This window comes from Paenibacillus algorifonticola (genome assembly GCF_000971975.1).
Taxonomy (GTDB): domain Bacteria; phylum Bacillota; class Bacilli; order Paenibacillales; family Paenibacillaceae; genus Pristimantibacillus; species Pristimantibacillus algorifonticola.
The window spans coordinates 1-24,196 of sequence record NZ_LAQO01000061.1 but is presented as its reverse complement, the minus strand read 5'-3'; the positions used below and the strand labels follow the sequence as shown (position 1 = coordinate 24,196).

The 24,196-nt window shown below is 49.3% G+C and carries 22 protein-coding genes; 11 read left to right on the top strand and 11 right to left on the bottom strand.

The features are described from left to right. From WH37_RS32165 to leuC, 8 genes are all read right to left on the bottom strand, one after another. Positions 1 to 1,637 (bottom strand): dynamin family protein (locus WH37_RS32165; RefSeq protein ID WP_197091409.1); only part of this gene is annotated, 1,637 nt, incomplete at its 3' end. A 3-nt stretch (positions 1,638 to 1,640) separates the two neighbouring features. Then, positions 1,641 to 1,913, bottom strand: a complete 273-nt coding sequence (locus WH37_RS32160; protein WP_046234755.1) for a hypothetical protein — start codon at positions 1,911 to 1,913, stop codon at positions 1,641 to 1,643. Between the two features lie 45 nt (positions 1,914 to 1,958). After that, positions 1,959 to 2,639: an endonuclease III gene (gene nth / locus WH37_RS32155; protein ID WP_046234754.1), complete on the bottom strand. Its 681-nt coding sequence runs from the start codon at positions 2,637 to 2,639 to the stop codon at positions 1,959 to 1,961. 140 nt (positions 2,640 to 2,779) lie between these two features. After that, positions 2,780 to 5,254, bottom strand: a complete 2,475-nt coding sequence (locus tag WH37_RS32150) for an S-layer homology domain-containing protein (RefSeq protein ID WP_046234753.1) — start codon at positions 5,252 to 5,254, stop codon at positions 2,780 to 2,782. Positions 5,255 to 5,456: 202 nt separating this feature from the next. After that, positions 5,457 to 6,029, bottom strand: a complete 573-nt coding sequence (locus WH37_RS32145) for a GerMN domain-containing protein (protein WP_052737399.1) — start codon at positions 6,027 to 6,029, stop codon at positions 5,457 to 5,459. A gap of 17 nt (positions 6,030 to 6,046) precedes the next feature. After that, positions 6,047 to 7,492 (bottom strand): N-acetylmuramoyl-L-alanine amidase family protein, encoded by a 1,446-nt coding sequence (locus WH37_RS32140; protein WP_046234752.1) that lies wholly within the window; start codon positions 7,490 to 7,492, stop codon positions 6,047 to 6,049. Positions 7,493 to 7,843: 351 nt separating this feature from the next. After that, positions 7,844 to 8,446 (bottom strand): 3-isopropylmalate dehydratase small subunit, encoded by a 603-nt coding sequence (gene leuD, locus WH37_RS32135; RefSeq protein ID WP_046234751.1) that lies wholly within the window; start codon positions 8,444 to 8,446, stop codon positions 7,844 to 7,846. 29 nt (positions 8,447 to 8,475) lie between these two features. Beyond that, complete coding sequence (gene leuC / locus WH37_RS32130; protein ID WP_046234750.1) at positions 8,476 to 9,891, bottom strand: 3-isopropylmalate dehydratase large subunit; 1,416 nt, start codon at positions 9,889 to 9,891, stop codon at positions 8,476 to 8,478. 162 nt (positions 9,892 to 10,053) lie between these two features. Here leuC and WH37_RS32125 point away from each other — a divergent pair, with 162 nt between their 5' ends. After that, positions 10,054 to 10,947, top strand: a complete 894-nt coding sequence (locus WH37_RS32125) for a LysR family transcriptional regulator (protein ID WP_046234749.1) — start codon at positions 10,054 to 10,056, stop codon at positions 10,945 to 10,947. A gap of 183 nt (positions 10,948 to 11,130) precedes the next feature. On the opposite strand, the gene WH37_RS32120 is transcribed toward WH37_RS32125, so the two are convergent. Beyond that, complete coding sequence (locus WH37_RS32120) at positions 11,131 to 11,928, bottom strand: carbon-nitrogen family hydrolase (RefSeq protein ID WP_046234748.1); 798 nt, start codon at positions 11,926 to 11,928, stop codon at positions 11,131 to 11,133. 131 nt (positions 11,929 to 12,059) lie between these two features. Between WH37_RS32120 and WH37_RS32115 the strand changes: the two genes are divergently transcribed. The 9 genes from WH37_RS32115 to WH37_RS32075 all read left to right on the top strand — a co-directional run bounded on the left by WH37_RS32115 (position 12,060) and on the right by WH37_RS32075 (position 21,289). Beyond that, positions 12,060 to 12,512: a hypothetical protein gene (locus WH37_RS32115; protein WP_046234747.1), complete on the top strand. Its 453-nt coding sequence runs from the start codon at positions 12,060 to 12,062 to the stop codon at positions 12,510 to 12,512. A gap of 140 nt (positions 12,513 to 12,652) precedes the next feature. After that, positions 12,653 to 13,849 (top strand): pyridoxal phosphate-dependent aminotransferase, encoded by a 1,197-nt coding sequence (locus WH37_RS32110; RefSeq protein WP_046234746.1) that lies wholly within the window; start codon positions 12,653 to 12,655, stop codon positions 13,847 to 13,849. Between the two features lie 336 nt (positions 13,850 to 14,185). Continuing rightward, positions 14,186 to 15,286, top strand: coding sequence for a glutamate 5-kinase (gene proB, locus WH37_RS32105; protein ID WP_046234745.1), 1,101 nt, complete (start codon positions 14,186 to 14,188; stop codon positions 15,284 to 15,286). A gap of 63 nt (positions 15,287 to 15,349) precedes the next feature. After that, a complete protein-coding gene (locus WH37_RS32100) occupies positions 15,350 to 16,600 on the top strand; it encodes a glutamate-5-semialdehyde dehydrogenase (RefSeq protein WP_046234744.1) in 1,251 nt (416 codons plus the stop codon). Positions 16,601 to 16,645: 45 nt separating this feature from the next. Continuing rightward, positions 16,646 to 17,527, top strand: a complete 882-nt coding sequence (gene proC / locus WH37_RS32095) for a pyrroline-5-carboxylate reductase (protein WP_046234743.1) — start codon at positions 16,646 to 16,648, stop codon at positions 17,525 to 17,527. Next, positions 17,524 to 18,744, top strand: coding sequence for a 2,3-diketo-5-methylthiopentyl-1-phosphate enolase (locus tag WH37_RS32090; protein ID WP_046234742.1), 1,221 nt, complete (start codon positions 17,524 to 17,526; stop codon positions 18,742 to 18,744). The genes proC and WH37_RS32090 overlap by 4 nt, the downstream gene beginning before the upstream one ends. Then, positions 18,741 to 19,412 (top strand): 2-hydroxy-3-keto-5-methylthiopentenyl-1-phosphate phosphatase, encoded by a 672-nt coding sequence (locus WH37_RS32085; RefSeq protein ID WP_046234741.1) that lies wholly within the window; start codon positions 18,741 to 18,743, stop codon positions 19,410 to 19,412. Before WH37_RS32090 ends, WH37_RS32085 begins: the two co-directional genes overlap by 4 nt. Beyond that, positions 19,412 to 20,062, top strand: a complete 651-nt coding sequence (gene mtnB, locus WH37_RS32080; RefSeq protein ID WP_046234740.1) for a methylthioribulose 1-phosphate dehydratase — start codon at positions 19,412 to 19,414, stop codon at positions 20,060 to 20,062. The genes WH37_RS32085 and mtnB overlap by 1 nt, the downstream gene beginning before the upstream one ends. Positions 20,063 to 20,260: 198 nt before the next feature. Further along, on the top strand, positions 20,261 to 21,289 hold the full coding sequence (locus WH37_RS32075) for a MerR family transcriptional regulator (protein WP_231594458.1): 1,029 nt from the start codon (positions 20,261 to 20,263) through the stop codon (positions 21,287 to 21,289). 28 nt (positions 21,290 to 21,317) lie between these two features. Here WH37_RS32075 and WH37_RS32070 read toward each other — a convergent pair whose 3' ends face one another. Continuing rightward, positions 21,318 to 22,196, bottom strand: a complete 879-nt coding sequence (locus tag WH37_RS32070) for an SDR family NAD(P)-dependent oxidoreductase (protein WP_046234739.1) — start codon at positions 22,194 to 22,196, stop codon at positions 21,318 to 21,320. Between the two features lie 144 nt (positions 22,197 to 22,340). On the opposite strand from WH37_RS32070, the gene WH37_RS32065 reads away from it, so the two are divergent. Beyond that, positions 22,341 to 22,805 (top strand): MarR family winged helix-turn-helix transcriptional regulator, encoded by a 465-nt coding sequence (locus WH37_RS32065; protein ID WP_046234738.1) that lies wholly within the window; start codon positions 22,341 to 22,343, stop codon positions 22,803 to 22,805. Between the two features lie 186 nt (positions 22,806 to 22,991). On the opposite strand, the gene argC is transcribed toward WH37_RS32065, so the two are convergent. Further along, the gene (argC, locus tag WH37_RS32060) at positions 22,992 to 23,945 is read right to left on the bottom strand and encodes an N-acetyl-gamma-glutamyl-phosphate reductase (protein ID WP_046234737.1); all 954 of its coding nucleotides are present in this window, start codon (positions 23,943 to 23,945) and stop codon (positions 22,992 to 22,994) included. Positions 23,946 to 24,196 lie beyond the last annotated feature (251 nt).

Sequence of the window (24,196 nt, the reverse complement as noted above, 5' to 3'; positions counted from 1 at the left end):
GCCGCGCGCAGCGGCGCAGGCAGCGCTGGCCGCGCCACCGGCTGCGGCAGCGTCCCCGCAACCTGCGCCGCATGCTGCGCAGCGCGCTCCGCTAGCGCCGCAAGCAGCCCCAGCGCCCCGGCTTGCGCATTAAGCGCCGCAAGCCGTCCGCGCACCTCAGCAGCGGCAGCCTCGCTCGCCGCTGCCACATGCGCCGTCAGCGCGTCAATAAGCTCATTGCCGCGCTTCCGGTAAAGCTCCTTCACCTCCGCGGCTAATTCGCGCGTATACGTCATCGTATACTCGTTGCCGAATACGGCTCCCGTGTTTACACGCTGAATGAGCCAGGAAGTATCCGGCTGCCAGCTAAACTGCTCGGCAAGCTGCTGCTCCAGCGTTTCCGCTGCGTAGCCGATTCGCTCAGCGCCGCGGCGCAGCAAATCCTTTACATGCCAATCGACGGCCGCGCCCACTTGGCCCGCAAAATCATGGCAGAACAGCTCAGCACGGCGCTCCTGCTCAGCCGCCGTCTTCGCTCCCGCGAACAGCAGCCCCGTCTTGAAGCCCGGCTTTCTGCTTTCCAGAAATGCATGCGCTAAATCACGCACCGGAGCTGGTGTAATAATCGCATTGTCTACCAGCGCCTGCAAATCTCGGCGCAGTTCTAGACGCAGCCGTTCCGGTTCAGCCTTCAACTGCTCCGCCTGGACAGTCAGCTCCTCGCGCTCCGCCTTCACTCGCTGCGCTTCCTCTTCTCCGCCTGCCTCGGCAAGCAGCCGTTCCTTCTCCGGCTCACCTCGCATCTCGCACCATTTCAAATGCTCAGCTGCAAGATGGCGCAGCGAAGCATCGACGCTGTAAGCAGCGAGCGGCTCACGCAATTCCTTCAGCTCGTCAAGCAGCCGCGTAAGCGCCTCCCATTCCTGGTGCGGATGATCTGGCTGGCGCAACGACAAATAAACGATTCCCGCTGGCTCCAAATGCCATGCTTGAAACGCCTCTTCTACGCTTTTGCGATAATCAGCAAACGTTAGCTCGCGTTCCCTGTGCTTATCAATCTGATTCACAATAAAATATAACGGCTTGCCCCAGTCTTTAAGCTGCTTGGCAAACGCAAAATTAATTTCCGATTGCACATGATTGTAATCCATCACATAAAACACGACATCCGCCAAATGCAGCGCTGATTCCGTCGCCATCCGGTGTGCATCATCCGTAGAGTCTATGCCCGGCGTATCCAGAAGTACCGTATGATTGCCTAATCTTTCTGTTGGATACGTAATCGATACCGAATGAAACTGCTCCCCGTCTACGCAATAGCGATCCAGCTCCTCAAGCGGCACACTGAGACTAGCTGCCTCGCCATCCTTCTCCGTGATAATGCTTGCCCGCGCCTCTGCTCCGCCTCTTATGGACACTACGTTCGCGCTCGTCGGAATCGGACTGGAAGGCAGAAGCTGAGCCCCGCACAGCCGATTGATCAGCGTGGACTTGCCTGCGGAAAAATGACCGCAGAAAGCAACAGTAAGCCGACCCTCGGCCAGCTTACTGTGTACTTCCATAGCTTGTTTGGCGTGCAGCGCATCACCTGCGTCCGCCATTTCGCGGGCGGCCAGGATTGTTGCTTCATCAATGCGTTGTACCGTCATTTCAGCCATAACCTATGCAATTTCCTCATCGTCGGAAGGCAGGCAAATTTCGAATACATTGCCATGCTGCAAAATCATAATGTTACGCTCTTTTTCGCGCATAACAACGACTTCCGGTTTTTGACGCATACGCTCGATGTATTGGTCAGGCACGTCGCCGGAGCCGCTAACGGTTACGCCTTCCACTACGATATCTTCGTTTTCTTCTGGCGGGGAGCTAAGCACTTGCTCATAAATATCGGAGAAAAGCTCAAAACTATTTGTATACACGGAAATACACTTCACTGTCATCATCCTTCATTTTAAAAGTATTTGCTTCTGACGCAAACCTTATTTAGCCACTCTCTTAACAGGCTTCTTGCTTAGACTTGGCTTCATACGTTGTTTTCCTTCTTTGCACATATCCAGCAGCGGACATATCTCGCATTGCGGATTTTGCGCCTTGCAATGATAGCGGCCGAAAAAAATGAGCCGATGATGGGTAAGGGTCCATTCCTCTTTAGGAACAAGCTTCATGAGCTTCTTCTCAACTTCCAGCACAGAATCATCAGGCTTCGCTATCGAAAGGCGCTTGGATACACGTTCAACATGGGTATCGACTGCAATAGCCGGCACATTAAACGCATTAGACATGACGACATTTGCCGTCTTGCGTCCAACACCCGGCAGCTCGACCAGCTGCTCATGCGTGGAAGGAGTTTCTCCATCATATTTATCAATGAGAATACGGCACAATTTTTGAATATTGGAAGCTTTGCTTCGGAATAATCCGATTCTTCGAATATCCTGCTCCAGCTCTTCGAGCGGAACCGCAACGTAGTCCTCAGGCTGTCTATACTTTTGAAATAGATTTGCGGTTACCTTGTTCACCATTTCATCGGTACATTGCGCAGACATCAGGACCGCAATCGTCAGCTCAAACGGATTAGAATGGTTCAGCTCGCAATGTGCGTCCGGAAACATTTCCGCAAGAGTATCCAATATGTGTCGCATCTTCTGCTTCGCATTCATCGTCCTCTCTCCCATTCCAAACACTATCGTTCAAAGTGTAGCGAAAATCGTCTCGCCATGCAACTATAATCCACCATAAATATTGAAAAAAGCATAAAAAAACTGCCCCGTAGGGCAGTTTGTCACATAACCTTACCAATTTACACTTTTACAATTTCCACCGCTTTATTTTTGAAAGCATAAACGATGATCTGATCGCCGTATTTAATGTCCTGCAGCGAAATCGCTTTTCCATCTTTTAGCAGCTTGGTTGAGCCAGTTACATAAAAATAATTGGCGTTGTCCGAATCGGTCGTTTTGAGCGTCCACAGCTGTCCAGCCGTAGCATCATACTGCCAGAACGTTCTCTTCTGGCCAACGGCTACCGTGACCTGCACAACTTCATTTTCATTTCTGCTCAGTTGAATCCGGTCTCCAGTCGCAAGCAGCGATGTAGCCGAAGAAGTGGACGTGCCTTTCGTAATTTGGAACGTTTGACCAAGCGCAACCGTTGTTGTCTGCCCATTCTCATTCGTCAGCGTAATGCTGTCTGCTCCTACCGATTGAACCGTACCGTAGGAAACAGCAATCGATTTCACTGAGATAATTGTTTTGCCAATGTAGCTGACATTAATCAAGGTACCCGGAACAAGTGTATCAATCGCCACTTTGGTGCCCGTTTCATTGGTAATGTCAATTCCCGCCAGCACCAGATCAGACTGAACATTTTGCGCATTGACAACAGTAGCCTTTTTCGTGCCGCTGTTGACCGAACGCACCTCGTATTGCAGCGGACGGTGCACCTGAATAAACGTTGCGCGATCCTGATTCACGTTCATAGTCGTTGTGATCGTATCGCCAACTTTAAGATCAGTCAGCGATGCCGCTGCAATGCCCGGAACCTCTACCGTCGGCGCCGAATAAGTGACTGTAACATCTACGCCACCAGGCACATTCAGCGTAACGGAATTGCTGGAGGCATTAATGGAAACGAGCTTGCCCGTGTATTTGCTTGCAATCGACAAGGACACCACCTTGTCGCCGCTGTAAGTAATCGTCAGCTTGCGGTTTTTGGTCAGCCAAGTGCCAATGTCCTCCAGCTTGATTGCAATGCCGTTGTTGTCAATTCTCGTTTTATCTGTCAAATAAAGCGGATATGCTTTTGTGCCTGTAGAATCAAAAACAACAAGGAATTTTTTGTCCGCATTATAGCTTTCCACCTGAGCGCCAACGAGCGTCTGGACGTTGCGGTTTACGACCTCGATTTTTGTAATCTGATCCTGGTCATTCGTTGTAATTTGCAGTTGATCCACATCTTTAATCAAATCGCCAATCGTTGGCCCAACGATGCCTTCGATCGTAATTTCAACCGTGCTGCTCAAAAATTTGGAGTTCAGCTTGCCTGCACTGTCTTCATACGTAAGGACACTTGCATCGCCGGAAATAAACGTGCCTTTGAGCACAGCCGCTCCCGTTTGCTGGTCAACCGTAATTTTCAGCGCTTTAGGAGATGCACGGAACGTATCCTGCGTCACTGTAATCGCACTGTTTTCTTTCAAATCACTAATTGCAATCGTCTTACCAGACGTTTCGGTTAGGATAAGCGTTTCGTCATAATAAACCTCTACCGGCTTATTATCAATCCACACATATAGCATTTTCTGATCCGGCAGCACGCGGCCAACCGAACCTGTTATCGTTTTAATTTGCGGCTTGTCATCCTGGAGCTCTACATAAGCAGCCTCACCCGATTTCGTAATGACCGTTACATTTGCATATTGCACAAGATCCTTAGCCGCAATTGGTGTTTCTGAGTCATAACGATAAATGGCCGTATTCGTGCCGAGCGTATATACAGCCGACTGCTCCTTGCTGTATATTGTGATGCCGGTGTCACTGGCTTGCAGCAGCACACCCGTTGCTTGTCCTGCATATTCAACCGGATACAGCTTCTCAGCACGGCTGAACAGCGTTGCAAGGCTTGCGCGGTTTACATTCGCTTTAGGGTCGAACTTGACTGCAGTTACCCCTTTAACCAAATCTAGTGAAACAGCTGCATTGACATAGCCACGGTAGCTGCTAGTAATTTGATCCGCATCATTAAATGACGAAACGGCATTTTGCAGGCTGTCCGCTGTGCTCTTCTGGTTAATAGCGCGAATGAGCAGCTTCGTCACCCATTCACGTGTAGCTGGGCGCTGTCCCCAGCCTACAGCTTGATCGCCGGAAGCGGCAAGCGCATATTCTTCAGCCTGATCCAGCAAGCCTTTATCGAAAGCAAGCTTCACTTCGCCTTTATAGTCGCTCTTAACGACAAACGTTTCTGGAAACGCAACGGTATCATCAGTTGGAGCTTCATTTGCCGCGCCAATAAAACGCAAAGCCATAAGAACCGCTTCCTGCTGCGTTACATTGTCAGCTGGACGGAACAGACCGTTTGAGCCATTAATAATGCCTTGAAACGATAGCTTCGTAATATGCTTTTGCGCCCAATGATTCGACGCTACATCGCTAAACGGATTGGAGCTGACAGTCGCCGCATACGAAATAGGGGCGGGAACCACAAACGGCCCCGCCAAAACGGAAAATGCAATCGTACCTGCAATGATAGATTTTGATGATCGTGACAATGCCATAATTATCGTTCCCCCCAAATAGTTTCAAAACGTTTAAAATAGAATTTCTATTCTATTACACTCTTTTGTTAAACCTCTATCATTTTCTTTCTATCAAGCGTAAACGGCTGAAGACGTCCTCTGGCGGCTAAGCTACCGTTTCGAGGGTGAAATATAAGCCCCTTATAAGGGTGAAACTTATAAATGCTTATATTTTAAAAAGCTACGGCCTCCGTGTTGGATGCTCAAGCTCAACATGGCCCATCAGCGTATCTGCGCTGTCTCCATCGACGAGCAAATCATAGGATTTTACAAAGTCGAACTGGAACAATGTTTTTTGGAGTGTCTCCAGCACTAATACTTCGCCAGGCGAACCAAGTCGAGACTCGTCGGGCAGATGAACATCAATGGTCACCTGTCCATCGCTGCCCAGCAACACCGATTTAATTTCGATCAGCTTCCACAGCGATGCGGCGCCTTCGCCCTCCGCATGCTGTAGTGCTGTTATTGCGTTTTGAACTAGTTCAAGATCTGAACTGTATGCAACCTGAACCTGCTGCTCAACTACATTATCCAGTTCTTCATTTGCTGCATATACCTTGATTTCTGCTGTCTGCTTTTCAGGCTCGATTGACGGCTCAGCCGTCGGAGCAGCGGATGGCGAAGCCGATGGCTGAATAGAAGGCGACGGGCTGCTGCCCGCGCCTGATTCAGCTGGCTTGTTTACCGCCGCACAGCCCGCAACGACTCCAACTATACATAAAGTCAACATGAACTGGCTTACTGTTCGCAGCATCTGTTATCCCCCTGTCTCTACGATAGCTTCAAATAGTCCTTGATTCCTGCTACAATTCCGGCAGCGATTTTATTTTGCACCGCTTCATCAAACAGCTTCTTGTAATCGTCAGCGTTAGACAAAAATCCAGCTTCGAGCAAAATGGCCGGCATCGTCGTTTCTCTCGTCACATGCAAGCTTTGCTGCTTGACGCCACGATCCTTAAGGCCAGTTGCTGTCGCAAACTGCTTGTGCACCGCATCTGCAAACGCTTTGCTGCTAGCTCTTGTATAGTAAGTTTCCGTACCATTTGCGGCGCTGCTCGGATTGCTATTGGCATGAATAGACAGGAATAGATTGGCTTTAAGATTTTCAGCAAACTTTACCCGATCCTCCAGCTTCACATAATTGTCATCAGGACGGGATAAATAGGCTTTAATTTTCGACTCCTTATCAAGCAGATCCTTCACTTTCAAAGCAAGGCTGAGATTAAATTCTTTCTCCCATCTGCCGTTAATTCCTTTGGCACCTGGATCAGAGCCGCCATGTCCCGCGTCAATTACGATAGAATAAACACCATTTGCTGGCAGTGTCGGACCTGCAGTTGGCGTTGGCGTCGCAGAAGGCGTCGGTGTTGGCGTAGGCGTAGCTTCTACTGGCAGCGGATCAATGACATTGATGCGAATTTCGCCTAGTGCACTGTTCATGACATCTACATCGGCATCTGCTTTCAGATCAAGCACAATGCGGACGGTTGCCGGGCTTGACGAGAACAAGGAATAGCGTATGCCGCTCAAATAAGGATGCTCGCCTACCTCAAGATTGATCTGTCCTGATCCAAGCTGCGCTAAAAGCGTATCCGAATAGGACACCTTTGGAATGTCTATTACGATTCGTTTCGGACTTTCAAGCTTGAAAGGCTGATTGTAGACAGCGCTTCCCTCGTAATGAATAATAATAGCATTTTCATTGTCATACGAAATGTCCGTTACAACACCATCAGGCTGTGTGACAACCGGATCTGTAGATGGAGTTGGCGTAGGCGCTGGTTCCTCTTCTTTAAACAATTGGACGGATTTTGTCGATTGGTCCCAATTGACCTTCATTCCGAGAGATTCCCCAACGAAACGCAGCGGAATAAGGGTTGTCCCTTTTTGCAGCAGAGCTGGCGTGTCCAGCATCACCTGCTCGTTGTTAACAAAGGCAACATTCTGGTTAATAGTAAGTACGATTGAATCAGAACCATTATGTACGGTAACTGTCTGTGTAGCTGACGACCAGCCTACTTTGTAGCCGATACTCTCCGACACGAGCCGAATCGGCACAAGCGTATACTTGTTGTCTACGATTTGCGGCGCTACCTTCGAATCCAGTAAAGCCCCATTCAAATAAAGCTTTGGCACAACCTCGGCAGCATGTCCTGCACTGGAAAACAGCGTGAACAACAACGACATGAGCAACAGAATCGGTACAAATTTCTTCATTTTCCACCTCGATGACTGAAATTGCCCTCATCGAATGGGGTGCATTCGACTTAAACAGACTAAAATATTAGACGCATAGCGTCAGAAAAAGTTGCGTATAGAGGAAAAAAGAGGACAATTTTTCCGACAGGAAATTGCCCTCTTTTTAAAATATAGGAAAGTATATAGTTTTTCCATCCTTCACTATATTTCTCGGAATGAAACGCGCCGCGCCGCCAGAGGACGGCGACAGCCGTTTCACCTTGACGTATAGGAAAGGATATGAATGTTCTCATCCTTTCTCTATCCGTTTCGCCAAAACGATGGCGTCTAATAGAAAGGACGCCGCCAGGCGTTTTTCTTATTTGCAGCTTATGCGTGTGCTTTTGCAGCGCGTTTTTGCTCGTAAGCTGTAATTTTATCTTCATGCATCAGCGTCAGGCCGATATCATCAAGTCCTTGCAGCAAAAACTGGCGACGGTGCTCATCAAGATCAAAATTGATTTCCAGTCCATAATCATCAGTCAGACGATTGTTTTCCAAATCAACATTCAGCTTGTAGCCCTCATGCTTCGCCGTGCGCTGGAACAGATCTTCAACCTGCTCTTCGCTCAGCTTAAGCGGCAAAATGCCGTTTTTGAAGCAGTTGTTGTAGAAAATGTCCGCATAAGACGGTGCAATAACGACTTTGAAGCCATAGTCAAGAATCGCCCAAGGAGCATGCTCCCTGGAAGAGCCGCAGCCAAAGTTAGCGCGAGAAATGAGCACGGAAGCCCCTTGATAACGTGGCTTATTCGGTTCAAACTCAGCGTTTACTTCACCGTTCTCATGAAAGCGCCATTCGAAAAATAGAAACTGTCCGAAGCCGCTGCGCTCAATGCGCTTCAAAAATTGCTTAGGAATAATCGCATCTGTATCTACGTTAACGCGATCGACTGGAGCAACAATGCCCGTAAACTGTTTAAATGGTTCCATATCGGTAATACCCCTCTCACACGTCCTGATTAGTTCAATACTTCGGTTTTGACATTCCAATCACGCACATCTGTAAAGCGGCCCATAACAGCTGCAGCAACAGCCATTGCCGGGGATACAAGATGCGTACGGCCTCCGCGGCCTTGACGGCCTTCGAAGTTACGGTTCGATGTCGATGCGCAGCGTTGTCCTGGTTGCAGAACGTCCGGGTTCATCGCCAGACACATCGAGCAGCCTGCTTCACGCCATTCAAAACCTGCTTCGATAAATACTTTATCAAGGCCTTCTTTCTCAGCCTGGATTTTAACGCGGCCAGAGCCTGGAACGACAATTGCTGTCACTTTATCGCTAACTTTGTAGCCGCGAGCGATTTCTGCAGCAGCACGAAGGTCTTCAATCCGTCCATTCGTACAAGAACCGATAAACACATAATCGATTTCGATTTCGTTCATTGGCGTGCCTGGTTTCAGATCCATGTATTCCAGTGCTTTCTCGGCAGCTTTACGCTCATTTTCCGTAGGAAGCTGTTCTGGGTAAGGAACGGAAGACGTAATATCTGTACCCATGCCCGGGCTTGTACCCCAGGTTACTTGCGGGATCAGGGAATCTACATCAAAATCAACAATCGTATCATAAGTTGCGCCTTCATCAGTGGAAAGCAATTTCCACTCTTCTACAGCTGCATCATAATCTACTGGAGCATACTCACGTCCGCGAAGATAGTTGAACGTCGTTTCATCAGGAGCGATCAAGCCTGCGCGAGCGCCGCCTTCGATCGACATGTTACAAACCGTCATACGCTCTTCCATTGTCAGCGAGCGGATCGATTCGCCTGTGTACTCAATAACGTAGCCAGTAGCGAAGTCCGTACCGTATTTTGCGATAACGCCCAAAATCATATCTTTTGCCGTTACGCCCGGTTTACGGTTGCCTGTGAAGCGAACTTCCATCGTTTTTGCTTTCGATTGCTGCAAGCATTGTGTTGCCATTACGTGCTCAACCTCGGAAGTACCGATACCAAATGCAAGCGCGCCGAACGCACCATGCGTGGAAGTGTGGCTGTCGCCGCAAACGATCGTTTTGCCCGGATGCGTGAGGCCAATTTCAGGACCCATAACGTGTACAACGCCTTGATCGATATTGTCAAGATCAAACAGCTTTACGCCGAAATCTTTACAGTTTTGCGTTAGTGTATCAATTTGCTGCTTGGAGATTGGATCTGTAATGTTGTAGCGGTCTTTCGTAGGAACGTTGTGATCCATTGTTGCAAATGTCAAATCTGGACGACGTACTTTACGACCAGACATGCGAAGACCTTCGAAAGCTTGCGGCGAAGTTACTTCGTGAACCAGTTGAAGATCGATATAAATGATACTCGGTTTGCCTTCTTCTTGATTAATGACATGATTATCCCAAATCTTCTCAAACATCGTTCTTTTAGCCATTAAATTCACCCCATCGTTCGACTTCTCTTCAAAAATGATGCTCTAAGCATAACATCTGGCACTTGATTGATCCAAGATATAATATCTATAATGTCTATAGGTAACAACTATAACGGTAAATGAAGAAGCTCTTCCCAGAAAAATAGAAAGCGAAGGATGCCCATGGAGCTTAGACAATTGCAGTATGTGCTGCAAATCGCAATTGAGAAAAACTTTTCCCGCGCAGCGGAAAAGCTGCATATCGCCCAGCCCTCGCTCAGCCAGCAGCTGTCGAAGCTGGAACAGGAGCTTGGTGTGCTGCTGTTTCGGCGCACGACCAACTCAGTTGAGCTGACGCAGGCTGGTCAGGTGTTCGTCGACAAATCCCAAACGATTCTCGATGCCATTGAGCAGTTAAAGCAGGAAATGGACGATATGGCGCAAATGCGGCGCGGACGCCTCGTCGTCGGAACGCTGCCGATTACCGGCTCGCATATTTTGCCGCTCGTCCTGCCGGTATTCGGCGCCCAATATCCACAAATCGAAGTTGTGCTTGTAGAGGATACTTCTGCAAAGCTGGAGCAGCTTACAGCAAGCGGCGGCACCGATCTCAGCTTGTTGTCCCTTCCGCTTGCCGACACCTCGCTTGCATGGGAGCCATTAATGGAAGAAGAAATTTGTCTGGCGATCCCGCCGCAGCATCCGCTTGCCGAAAGCACAGAGCCTGTACCGATTAGCGTATTGCGTAATGAACCATTTATCGGATTAAAAAAAGGCCAAGGCTTCCGGCAAATTACGGTCGAGCTGTGCCAAGCTTCCGGCTTTACGCCGCAAATCGTATTTGAAAGCAGCAATATTGAGACCGTCCAATCGCTCGTCGCGGGCGGCATGGGCATCGCTTTCGTTCCGAAAATGCTGACACGGCAAAGAGGGAGCGAATTCGCCCCCATCTATTTGCCTCTGTCCCCCAAAGCGTCACGGACGCTGGTCATAGCCAGCCGCAAGGGGCGCTACCTGTCCAAAGCTACGGAAGCTTTCATTAGAACAATGAACAAAACGATCGTCCATTATAAATAAATGATTCGTTAAAAAGATTGGATTAAAAAGCAACTCCGAAGCGTAAAAAGGTTGGGTTTCGATCACTGCTGCTATTTAATTTTTTTAGCTGCCGTTGCTACGGAAGAAATTAAATAGCAAAAGCAAGCGCTAGCGCTTCTCAATCCCCACCTTTTTTACTCCTCTCGACTTTTCTCCAAGCTTTTAATACAAATTTGGCCGGCGGTCTTCGAATACCGGGATTTTTCCGCGTACCGTATCCACAAGCGAAAGATCGATTTCCGCATAAATAATCGCTTCGTCCTCCCCACCCTCGGCAATCGTTTCTCCCCACGGATCAAGGACGAGTGAATGCCCAAAAAAGCTCGTTTCGCCGCTTTGCCCTACCCGATTGCAGGCAATGACGAACATTTGATTTTCAATCGCTCTTGCGCTCAGCAGCGTTTTCCAATGATGCAGGCGCGGATTAGGCCACTCGGCTGGAACGAACAGCAGCTTGGCACCTCCTAGCGCCAGCTTGCGAGCAAGCTCGGGAAAACGGATATCATAACAAATCATCATGCCGGCTTCCTGTCCGCCAAGCTGGAACGAGCCAAGCTTATCGCCAGCTTGCAAATATTTCTCCTCGTCCATTAAACGGAACAGATGAATTTTAGAATAATCCGCAATCGTTTCCCCTGCACGGTCGAAAGCATAAATCGTATTGTAAACGCCATCCGCCTTGCTTTCCGCAATCGAGCCCGCAACAATATTCACTTGATGTTTAGCCGAAAAGGCTGACAAAAACTGCTTCGTCCGCTCTCCATTCGCATCGGCCAGCTCTTCAATTTCCGTCAGCGCATAGCCCGTGTTCCACATTTCAGGAAAAACAATAACATCCAGCTTCCGTCCCCCGCTAACCGCTTTCTCCAGCATTTGCTCCAGCTTGGCAAAGTTCGCCTCCGGATTCCCTGCATTTATGTCCATTTGCAGCAGCGCAATGTTTAATTTTTCGTTATTCATTTTCGTCAGGCCTCCTGTATCATACAACCATTCATTTTCCCTAATGATACCTTCACATGGTTCTGTGTCAAGATGGGGATGATAACTCAAGTACAATTACCAATCCATATACAGACAAGGAGCATGCCAACATGAAGCTGCAAAAATGGATAGCTGCCCTGTGCGCAGCTTGCTCACTATTTATTTTCGCCTCCACCGGTTTTGCCCAGGAGACAGCGGAAGAGCACCATACAGTGGGACCGATTCAAGTTTTTGATGTAAAAGCCGGCAAGGTCGTTCTATCTGTACCGAATGACAAGGACTATCAAAAGATGGTAAACAGCTGGCTTGGCTCTGTAACGGGTCTTGCCCCCCAGTTAACGAATGACAATACTTGCTCCTACGTCTATCGCGTTCCACTTGAAAAACCATTCAAGCTGAGCACGAATAATATTTCACTCCATGTAAACGAAGTATTTCTATTCGTATGCGAAGGCAAAGCGCCACAGCTGTTAGTTTTTGATGAGCAGCGCAGGCCACTGCTGCTGCTGTTTAAAGCCGACATCGCAGCTTTCATTAAAAAAGTCGGCATTCCGGCCACATAAATGCTTTTCCTGACACCGCGAGCCTTAACATCTGCTTCATTCCAACTGAATCACTCGACATAAATGGTTTTTGCGTGCTACAGTAATGCTTAACGGCTTATTGTTCATGAGCAACTATTGGATGTGGAGTGTGAATAAGAATGGAAACAAAGCTGGAACAGCATATCATTAAACCAGCAGATCGTATGACGGGTTTGCCTACGCAGTTTTTTGCTAAATTGGTTGCCAAGGCTAATGCCCAAGTCGCCAAAGGCCGCGACGTCATTAACCTTGGACAAGGCAATCCCGATCAGCCGACTCCGCCGCACATTGTGGCTAAGCTTCAGGAAGCTGCCGCTAACCCCATGTATCACCGTTATCCGCCTTTCAGCGGCTACCCTTTTCTCAAGGAAGCCGTCGCAAAACGTTATAAAGAAGATTATAACGTTGATATAGACCCGACAACAGAGGTCGCCATTTTGTTCGGCGGCAAAACGGGCCTGGTCGAAATTAGCCAGTGCCTGCTTAATCCAGGCGATGTCTGCCTCGTGCCTGACCCAGGCTATCCCGATTATTGGTCAGGCGTGGCACTCGCCGGCGCGGATATGCATTTTATGCCGCTAACGGCGGAAAACCGCTTTTTGCCCGATTATAGTGCCATTGACGAAGCCGCGCTTAAGCGGGCTAAGCTGATGTTTATGAACTACCCGAACAATCCGACCGGCGCGGTCGCGAATGCGGACTTTTATGCACAAACGGTTGAATTCGCCCGCCGCACTGGCGTCGTTGTCGCAAGTGATTTTGCTTATGGCGCCATTGGCTTTGATGGCGAGCGTCCGGTCAGCTTCCTGCAAACGCCGGGAGCAAAAGAAGTTGGCATAGAGTTTTATACGTTGTCCAAATCGTACAATATGGCGGGCTGGCGCGTAGGCTTTGCACTGGGCAACTCGCAAATCATTTCTTTAATCAATCTCATGCAGGATCATTATTATTGCAGCCTGTTTGGCGGCATTCAAGAAGCGGCTGCAGAAGCGCTAACCGGACCGCAGCAATGCGTAACTGAGCTGAATGCCACTTATGAGCGCAGACGCGAAGCTTTGTTTGGCGCACTTGCGCGCATCGGCTGGAAAGCAGAGCGCCCGGGTGGCTCCTTCTTCTGCTGGCTGCCTGTTCCAGAAGGCTACACGTCTGAATCGTTCGCGGATCTCGTTTTGCAGGAAGCGGATGTTGTTGTTGCGCCGGGTGTCGGCTTCGGCTCATTCGGCGAAGGCTATGTGCGGCTTGGTTTGCTTACGAGCGAAGCACGGCTAGAGGAAGCGGTTGAACGTATTGGTAAGCTCGGTATTTTCAAGGCCTAGCCGCCTGCAAATGCCTCTCTTTACAGCACCCGTCGATCATGATATGCTTACATCAACTGAACATGAAACGTTATGACGGGACCAGTAAGCTTGACTAGGTCGTGCCCAGAGAGTGAATTCCAGAGGCTGCAAGAATTTACCTCGACTGCTCGCTGAACCTGCCCCTGAACGGCCGATGATGAATCGGACAGCACCTCCTGTTACGAGGCCCAAGCAGGATTGTTTGCCTTAAGCGGCATACAGTCAATTAAGGTGGTACCGCGGAAGCTTATAAGACTTTCGTCCTTTACGGACGGGAGTCTTTTTTATTTTGTCAGGAAATGGGATGATGGATAAATGGCGGAACGAATCATTGTAAAAATCGGCAGCAGCTCGCTAACCTCCGAGGAAGGCGGACTGAACAAAGAACGCATCGCTTATTTTGTCTCCGAGCTTGCCGCGTTGCATGCAGCAGACCGCTCGGTCATATTGGTCACCTCCGGTGCCGTTGCCGCAGGATTTCGCCAAATTGGCTATGAGACACGGCCCAAAGCTGTACATGAGAAGCAAGCGGCCGCTGCAGTTGGGCAAGCACTGCTCATGCAAGCGTATCAGGAAGCTTTCAGCCAGTTCGGTATTGGAGCGGCACAAATCTTGCTTACACGAGCGGACTTCTCGAACCGCAAACGAATCCAAAACGCTTTGCTGACCATCGAAGAGCTGCTCAGGCTGCGCACGATACCAATTATTAATGAGAACGACACCGTTGCAACCGATGAGCTGAAATTTGGCGATAATGACAACTTGTCGGCGCTGGTCGCAACTATGACGAAAGCCGAGCAGCTCATTATTATTACAGATATGGATGGCTTGTATACGGAGGATCCTCGCAAAAACCCGCAAGCGGTCAAAATCGAGCGAGTCGACAGCATTTCCGCTGACATTATGAAGTTCGCTGGCGGTGCTGGGTCCGCAGTCGGAACGGGCGGGATGCGTTCCAAAATTGAAGCAGCCCGGATCGCCATGCGCGGCGGCGTGCCCGCTTTTATCGGCAAAGTGCAGCAGCCCGGCGATCTGTCGCTTGCTACAAGCGGCTTCGGCAAAGGCACGTATTTCGATACGGAAATGCATAGCCTGCCGATGAAGAAGCAATGGCTGGGCTTCCACTCCATGCCTCAAGGCACGATTACAGTCGATGCAGGAGCAGAGCATGCGCTGCTTGCAGGAGGCAAAAGCCTCCTCCCTGCCGGCATTACAGGCAGCAGCGGCGATTTCCATCCCGGCGATATCGTTGAGGTACTTAGCGTAAGCGGCGAAACGATTGGACGCGGCGTCGTCAACTACGCCGCCTGGCAGACGCAAGCCGCAGCCGGACTTGGCAGCGAGGAAGTGCGGCGCAGAATTGACGTGAGCCGGATCGAAGTGATCCACCGGGATGAATGGGTTTCATTAAAATAAGCCCGCTATTTTATAGTATGGGTCCGACCGTATTTCATTATTTATTTTAGGAGGAACAAACCTATGACAAGCGAAGTTGTCCACAAAGCCACATTGGCAAAACGTGCTGCAAGTGTCATGAATACCGTAACGACCGATCAGAAAAATGCGGCGCTGCTTACGATCGCTGACGCATTAATTGCGCATACAGCTGACATTATTGAAGCGAACAAGCTCGATTTGCAAAACGGTGAAGCAGCCGGCACTAGCCGCTCCCTGCTTGACCGTCTCGCTCTCGATGAGGCAAGAATTGAAGCCATTGCCCAAGCGCTCCGTGAAATCGCCCTGCTGCCTGACCCTGTCGGCGAGCTGCTGGAGCAGTTCGACCGTCCGAATGGGCTGCATATTGAGAAATCGCGTGTACCGCTCGGCGTTATTGGCATTATATATGAAGCACGTCCGAATGTGACGGTCGATGCGGCAGGATTATGCTTGAAAACAAGCAACTGCGTCGTGCTCCGCGGCGGCTCGGCAGCACTTGAATCGAATCGCAAAATTATTGAGGTGCTGCGTCAAGCGCTTGAGACGACGGCATTGCCAGCCGATGCCCTCCAGCTCATTGAAGATTCCGATCGCGCATCGGTCAATGAAATGCTCAAGCTGAATGGACTGCTCGATGTCATTATTCCACGCGGCGGGTCAGTGCTCATTCGCACCGTCGTCGAAAATGCTACCGTTCCGGTTATTGAAACCGGAGCAGGCATTTGCCATACTTATATTGATGCGAGCGCAAATGCAGATATGGCGGCAAGTATTTCCCTTAACGCAAAAGCACAGCGCCCTTCCGTATGCAACTCCATGGAAACGCTGCTTGTTCACGAAGCTTTTGCCAGTGAGTCGCTCCTCTCCCTTGCCGAGCAGTTTAAGGCAGCAAAGGTAGAGCTTCGCGGCTGCGAACGTGTTATTCAATTGATCTCCGGCGTCAAGCAAGCAACTGACGCGGATTATGCGACGGAGTACAATGACTATATTTTGAACGTTAAAATCGTCGATAGTCTGGATGAAGCCATCGCCCATATTAGCACCTACGGGACACAGCATTCCGAATGCATCGTTACCGAGGATGCGAGCAATGCAGCCCGCTTTATGCAGGAAATTGATGCGGCTGCGGTTTATCATAATGCTTCTACCCGCTTCACGGATGGCTTTGAATTCGGCTTTGGCGCCGAAATCGGCATTAGTACGCAGAAGCTTCATGCACGCGGACCAATGGGCTTGCCTGCTCTCACATCAACAAAATACCGGATTATTGGCTCCGGACAAATTCGTGGCTAATTCCGCGTTCATTTTACGATTTCAAAAATACTGGAGGAAACCGTTATGCCAATAGATACAGACACCAAGACGATTGATCATATTCAGTCCCTGCAAATCGCTTTCTACGGCGCTGGCTCCATGGCAGAAGCCATCGCCCGCGGCATGATTAATCAGAAGCTGACACAGCCGGGACGCATTGCTATGCTCAACCGGCAAAATGCCGATCGACTGACCGAGCTTAACAGCCAATATGGCGTTCAGACGATTTTGCAAGGCTCCTCGAACGAAGCTTTTCTGAAGGAAGCCGATATTGTTTTTCTCGCGATGAAGCCAAAGGATGCGGCTGAAGCGATTGCGGGCATTAAGCCTTTTATTTCGGAGCATCAGCTCATTATTTCGGTCATTGCCGGACTATCGATTGCTTCGATTGAGCTGCTGCTTGGCCGCAAGCTGTCCATTGTACGCACGATGCCGAATACTTCCTGCACGATCGGGCTGGGCGTTACAGGCATCAGTTATTCCGAAGCGGTGACGAAGGAGCAGCAGCAGCTGGCGGAAGCTATTTTCCAATCCGTTGGCATCACTTCCGTCGTTGAGGAAAGCTATCAGGACGTCATTACCGGCGTATCGGGCAGCGGCCCGGCTTACGTGTATTATTTTATGGAATCGATGATTGATGCGGCGAAGGCAATGGGCCTTAGCGAAACGGCTGCCAAGGAGCTTGTCACTCAGACAGTGCTCGGTGCTGTGGAAATGGTACGCGCAACTGGTGAGGAGCCTGCGGAATTGCGCCGCAAAGTGACATCGCCGAACGGTACGACGCAAGCAGCGCTTGAGCTGATGAGCCAGAAAGGTTTAGCTGAAACGATTGCTAGCGGCATGAAGCGTTCCTCTGAGCGCGCAGCCGAAATTGGAGCCGATATTGAAAGGAGCTTGAAAAAATGAGTGAATTTTGCATTGCCACCTACCGCAGCTTTGACGATAAAGCGGATTTTAATAAAAAAGCGTTATCCATCGCCGTCGGCCTGACGGTTGGAAGCTGGACCGATTTGCCGGAAGCGCGCAAATCCGAAATGGAGAAGCATCTCGGCAAAGTGTTGTCCGTAGATGTACATGAAGGCGGAGAAGGCAATCGCTACGCTGATATTCGCATTGCCTATCCAGATATCAATTTTAGCCGTGACATCCCTGCCCTGCTCGTTACGATTTTCGGCAAGCTGTCGATGGATGGACGCATTAAGTTGATTGATATTGAAGTTTCACAGTCATTCGGTTCTGCTTTCCCGGGGCCGAAGTTTGGCTTGCAGGGCGTTCGGGGTCTGCTCGGCGTACAGGAGCGCCCGCTGCTGATGAGCATTTTCAAATCTGTTGTCGGACATGATCTGACGAACTTGCAGGAGCAGTTTTATAAGCAGGCGCTTGGCGGCGTTGATCTGATTAAAGACGATGAAATTTTGTTTGAAAATCCGTTGACCCCGCTGGAAAAACGCGTTGAGGCTTGTATGGAAGCGGCCGAGCGTGCCCAGCAGGAAACGGGCCAAAAGCTGCTTTATGCCGTCAATTTGACGGGGCCTACTTCGCAGCTTGCTTCTCAGGCGCGCAAAGCGATTTCGGCGGGAGCTAACGCCCTGCTCTTCAATGTGCTGGCTTATGGCTACGATGTGCTGCATGAGCTGAGCAAAGATCCATCCATTAATGTCCCGATTGCTGCACATCCAGCAATGGCGGGCGCGATGTATCCTTCGCCACACTACGGCATTGGCGCTTCCGTGCTGCTAGGCAAGCTTATGCGCCTTGCGGGAGCTGATCTCGTACTGTTCCCTTCTCCTTACGGCTCGGTCGTCATGCCGAAAGAAGAAAATCTCGCCGTAAAGGACGCGCTGCTGGCACCATCTAGCGAGCTGCTTACCAGCTTCCCGGTTCCATCCGCGGGCATTCATCCGGGCCTCGTACCGCTTATTTTGCGCGACTTCGGCACCGATGTAGTCGTCAACGCTGGCGGCGGCATTCACGGCCATCCGATGGGCACCGCTGCTGGTGGACAAGCTTTCCGCCTCGCTATTGATGCAGCGATGAACGGCGTTCATCTGCGCGAAGCTGCCGCAGCTCCTGGCGGCGAAGCGCTGCAGGCTGCTATTGACGCTTGGGGGATTAAAGAATGACAGCAGCAAAAAAACGCATTATTTTCTGCGATTTCGACGGAACGATTACGGTCAACGATAATATTATTGCGATTATCCGCCATTTTAACCCGCCAGGCTGGGAGCCCATTGTGGAGCAAACGATTTCGCAGCAAATTTCTATTCGTGAAGGGGTAGGCAAGCTGTTCCGCCTCCTCCCTTCCTCGATGATGAGCGAGGTTGTTCATTTCGGCATTACGAATGCGCGCATTCGCGAAGGCTTTGGCGAGCTCCTCTCCTACTGCCGGGAAAATGATATTGAATTTTACGTGACAAGCGGCGGCATTGACTTTTTTGTCTATCCGGTGCTTGAGCCATTCGATATTCCGCAGGATCATATTTATTGCAATGGCCACGATTTTAGCGGTCCTAATATTGAAATTACATGGCCGCATCCATGTGACGGACAGTGCAGCAATGCATGCGGCATGTGCAAAACGACCATTATGCGCCGTTTCCCCGCTGAGCAATATGAACGTATTGTCATTGGCGACAGCGTGACGGACTTTGAAGGCGCAAAGCTGGCGGATACGGTATTTTCCCGCTCGCACCTGACGACGAAATGCCAAGAGCTTGGCCTGCCTCATTCCGAATATGAAACGTTTCATGATATTATTCGCGTGCTTGACAAGGGAAAGGATGAATCGTAATGACATTTGAGCAAATTACAACGGAGCAGAAGCAGAAGGCACTCGCTGATCTGCGTGAAGTGAAGGAGCTGTTCGCCTCGCGTGGCTGGTTCCCTGGCACAAGCGGCAATTTGTCGGTCCGCGTCGGCGATTTCGACCCCGAGCAGTTCCATTTTGCCATTACGGCAAGCGGCAAGGATAAAACGGTTCATACACCGGAAGACTACTTATTCGTCGACAAAGAAGGCAAAGCTGTCGAAGCGACGAAGCTTAAGCCTTCTGCGGAAACGCTGATCCACTGCGAAATTTATCGCCAGACGGGCGCAGGCGCTATTTTTCATGTGCATACCGTCTTTAACAGCGTCATCTCGGAATGGTTCTGGGATCGCAAATCTGTGCCAGTAGACGGCGTAGAGCTGATTAAGGCATTCAATATTTGGGACGAGGAAGCGCATATCGACATTCCGATTGTGTCCAACTTCGCTAACATTCCGCAAATCGTTCCCGAAGTGACTGAGCGCCTGCAGCCGGAAATTCCCGGTATTTTGCTGCGCAAGCACGGCATTTACGCTTGGGGAGCGAATCCGTTTGAAGCGAAGCGCCATTTGGAGGCGTTTGAGTTCATTTTTGAATATGTGTATCGCTGGGAGCTGTTGAACGGCCGAAAATAATGCGCTGTTTCTATTGCAAGCTGTATAGGGATAAATACTAATAAATACGAATAAGAGCTGTCTCGATGCACAACGGTGCGGAGGCGGCTCTTTTTTCAAGGGGCACTCAGCGGTAGAATGAATCAGCATCTTAAAAAAAGCTTGACCTTCACGTTAGGGAAAGGTTCATGCTTAAGGAAAGGAGGGATGGCTTTGAAGGTGTTTGAAGCCGCACGGCTGCTTGGCACAACTCCGCGTACGCTGCGGTTTTATGAGGAAAAAGGGCTCGTTACGCCCGCGAAAGCGCGCGAAAACGGCTATCGCCTGTATAGCGAGGCAGATATTGAGCGGCTGCGATGGATTATTGCGCTGCGTGAGCTGGGCATGCCGCTGGCTGCCATCGGTGAGGTGCTGCAGACGGTACACCAGCATGATGATTTTCTGCGATTAGCCGATCGTGCACGGGCTCTGCTGTATGAGGAATGGGTCGCAGCAGGGCAAAAGCTGCAGGCGCTTGATGATACGATTGCCAAATGGCGGCGTCAAGCACAGCCCGGGATTGGCGCAGCTGAGGACGCGGCGGAAATGATGAAGCACTCCCGCTTCCAGCGAAGCAGCTGGAACGACCGCTGGGATTATGATCGTCTGGCGCTGGAGCATGGCGAGGCGGCCCCATTGGCCGCATTAGCAAAGGTGCTAACACCTACTGGCTATGAGCACGCGCTCATAAAGACGCTGGAGTGGATTGACCCAATTGCGGGCGAGTACGGCGCCGAGCTTGGAGCTGGAACTGGCAACCTGTCTGTGAAGCTCGCGGAAGCGGGTGTACGTTTAACGGCTATTGAGCAATCGGCGCAAATGCTGAGCATTTTGCGTGGACGTCTGCCGCATGTGGAAGCGAAGCTCGGCAACCTGCTTACCCTGCCGCTGCCGGATCGTGTATGCTCCTTCATCGCTTGCAGCTTTGCGATGCATCATTTGAATAGTTCCCAGCAACTTTTGGCTCTGGCTGAGATGGACCGCATTTTGCTGCCGGGGGGACGAATGGCCATTACCGATATTAGCGAGGATAGCGAAGCTGCAGCAGGTTCGTTTAAATCTGCTGCTGCCGGGCAGCCACTTGCTGCGGCTATCGAGCCTTTCCGCTTGCATGAGCTTCAAAACTGGCTCAAGTCGCACCGTTACTCTATCGTCTTGGAGCATTTAGACGCCGCCGCTGTTATGCTTTTTGCGGTAAAACCGGAGTAGTCTCCATAAACTGGATTAAACCCATCATTTAAATCCATTCCCTTTGCTGCAGCAATCGCTGCGTCTCCTTCCACAGCTTATTCTGCATCGCATGATCGCCGCCAGGGTGCACAGGATGGATTGATTTTCCTGTCCCAACGTTATAATACCCGCCAGTAACTCCTTCATACTGCGGGTCAACCGCTAAACGGGTAATGATCTCGGCACCTTTGCGCGGATCTCCAATTCGCAGCCATTTTAATACTCGTTCAAGCATCGGGGCAAACCAAAGCTCGCGGCCAAGCCCTGTTACATTAAATCCGGGATTGAGCGAATGAACAGCTACGCCGGTGCCAGATAATTGATGGGAAAGCTCCCCTGCAAACATAATGTTCAACAGCTTCGTTTTTCCATAGATCGCCGACGAGCCCCTTGCTGTAAAATCAGCTGTATCCGTTAAATCTTCAGGCAGCGCCAGCACCCCATGATTGCGGGATGCTTCTGAAGCCACATTGATAATTCTCGCTTTGCTTGAAGCCTTGAGCGACGGCAGCAAAATCAACGTCAATAGCCAGGGCGCCAAATAGTTGACGGCCATCATTTCCGAGAAACCCTCGGAGGTGATCCGCTGCTTAAAGGCATGCAGGCCCGCATTATTCACGAGCACATCTATTTGCGAATAGGCTGACTGGATCTCTTCCCCTATTCTTTTCACATCCGCCATAACAGATAAGTCTCCGTAAAAAAAGACAACTTCTGAATTTGGCGCTGCCTCATTAATCCTTCTGGAAGTTTCCTCTGCTCGTTCCCTGCTTCTAGCGGTTAACACAAGCTTCATACCGAGTTTGGCTAAATCAATTGCAGCAATTTGTCCAATGCCGCTGGTCGCTCCTGTAATGACAGCCACTGAATTTGAATTTGTATTCATACGCTTCTCCTTTTTACCCTGAATTTATTTTGACACTCCATATGCAAAATCATATAATTGATATAAATCAACTATATGATTTTGTTTGATATATGTCAATTAAATTCAAATGTAAATCTATAGATCCAACGGAGATGTTTATTAATGGACAATAACCAATCAGAGCAGTTTACACCGCGAACACAGCTTGAGCTAAAGCTCGGTGAACAGCTTAATGCGCTTATTAGCGCCTCCCACGCCTTGAATGTCAGAGCTGCTGCGCGGTTCGACTCCACCTTGCAGCCCGCCGCTTTTTTAATTGTACGATGGCTCCTTTCCTATGGGGCAACGAGCGCCACAGCTTTAGCTGAAGCAACAGCTATGGACCGCAGCTCCGTTAGCCGTCTGGTGAATCAGCTTAAGCATCTCCACTATGTACAAAGTGAAACCACCCCTGAGGATCGCCGCGGCGTGCGCTTATCCTTAACCGAGCTTGGACGGGAACGAACTTTGGAAGCCTTGAAGGAAAAAGAATCCGCCTTCTATGCCAGCATTTCACAGTGGGATGATGCCTCGCTAAAGCAATTCACCGAAATGCTCCAGCACTTCAATAACAATAATTTGAAATAGCAAATTTTCAAGAAAAATAATGGATTAGACAGACCTCAATAAAAGAAACAGCGGCTGTCATGGACATGAAAATAGGCCAACCAGAAATCTCTGATTGGCCTATTAATACGAAATAATGCCCTAGGCCGCCGCTGCTTTATTAAATTATCGTTATCCGATAGCGGAAAACGTTTTGCATAATCTGATTTAGTTCACCAAGCTATTTCCTTCATCCAGTCCAAGCATGATATTCATGTTTTGTACTGCGGCACCCGATGCGCCTTTACCTAAATTATCGTATCTGGAAATAATATTCACCTTGCCCTCTTGTCCAAAAACAAAAATCTCCAATCGGTTCGTATGATTACACTCAGAAATCATGAATTGTCCTTCATCAAGGTATGCTTCTGAATCGTACGGCATCACATGTACAAAACGCTCCGATTCAAAATACGCGGATAATGCTTCATGTACATCTTTTGCAGAAGCGTTTTTGGGCAAAATCCTGCTAATTAAGGGCACTGACATCGCTAGTCCTTGTGCGTAATTAGCTTTTATAGGCGTGAATAATGGTTCATATAAAAGTCCTGAATACATCAACATTTCAGGTATATGCTTATGATTGTGCTGCAGCGCATAATGCCTTGGAACATGGAGTTTTCTTTCAGCTGCTAATACTGAATTCTCATATTCCTCTATTCCGCTTTTGCCAGCTCCAGAGTAGCCTGTCAAGGAATAACACGTTACAGGGTAATCTTCTGGAAGAATGCCTGCTTCAATTAGCGGTCTAATCGTAAGAATAAAGCCAGTTGCATGACAACCTGGAACGGACACTCTTGATGCGGTCTGTATTACTTCTCTTTGATTTTTCAACTCAGGCAGGCCATATGCCCAGTTTTTATCCGTTCTAAAGGCAGTGCTGGTATTAATGATTCTTGTTTTGTCATTTTTCACAAGCTCAATTGACTCTTTGGCAGCCGAATCGGGCAGACAAAGAAAAACGATATCTGCACCATTAAGAAATTTACTTCGTTCTTCAGGATTTTTTCTTTTGTCAGAGTCAATTCTGAGAACTTCAATGTCCGACAGCTTTGCCAGATACTCAAAAATCTTCAAGCCTGTCGTGCCTTCTTGTCCGTCAACAAATACCTTATATTTCATAAAACTCCCCCTTGATATGCATATAAATGCGATACAAAGAATAATTATACATAAATCCATTGCTTTAATCAAATTCCATTTGCAGATTTAAGGCCATATAAATGCTTAATTATTCTGTCCACCAGCTTAATGACGTGAGATAAATAACAAGTCACTTGTTTTTTTATATCAGCATTGAACTATTTAGTTGTAAACCCTATTCAAAATTTTCAAAATCGCTGAGCAGGTCTCCTGTTTCTCATTTATACAAA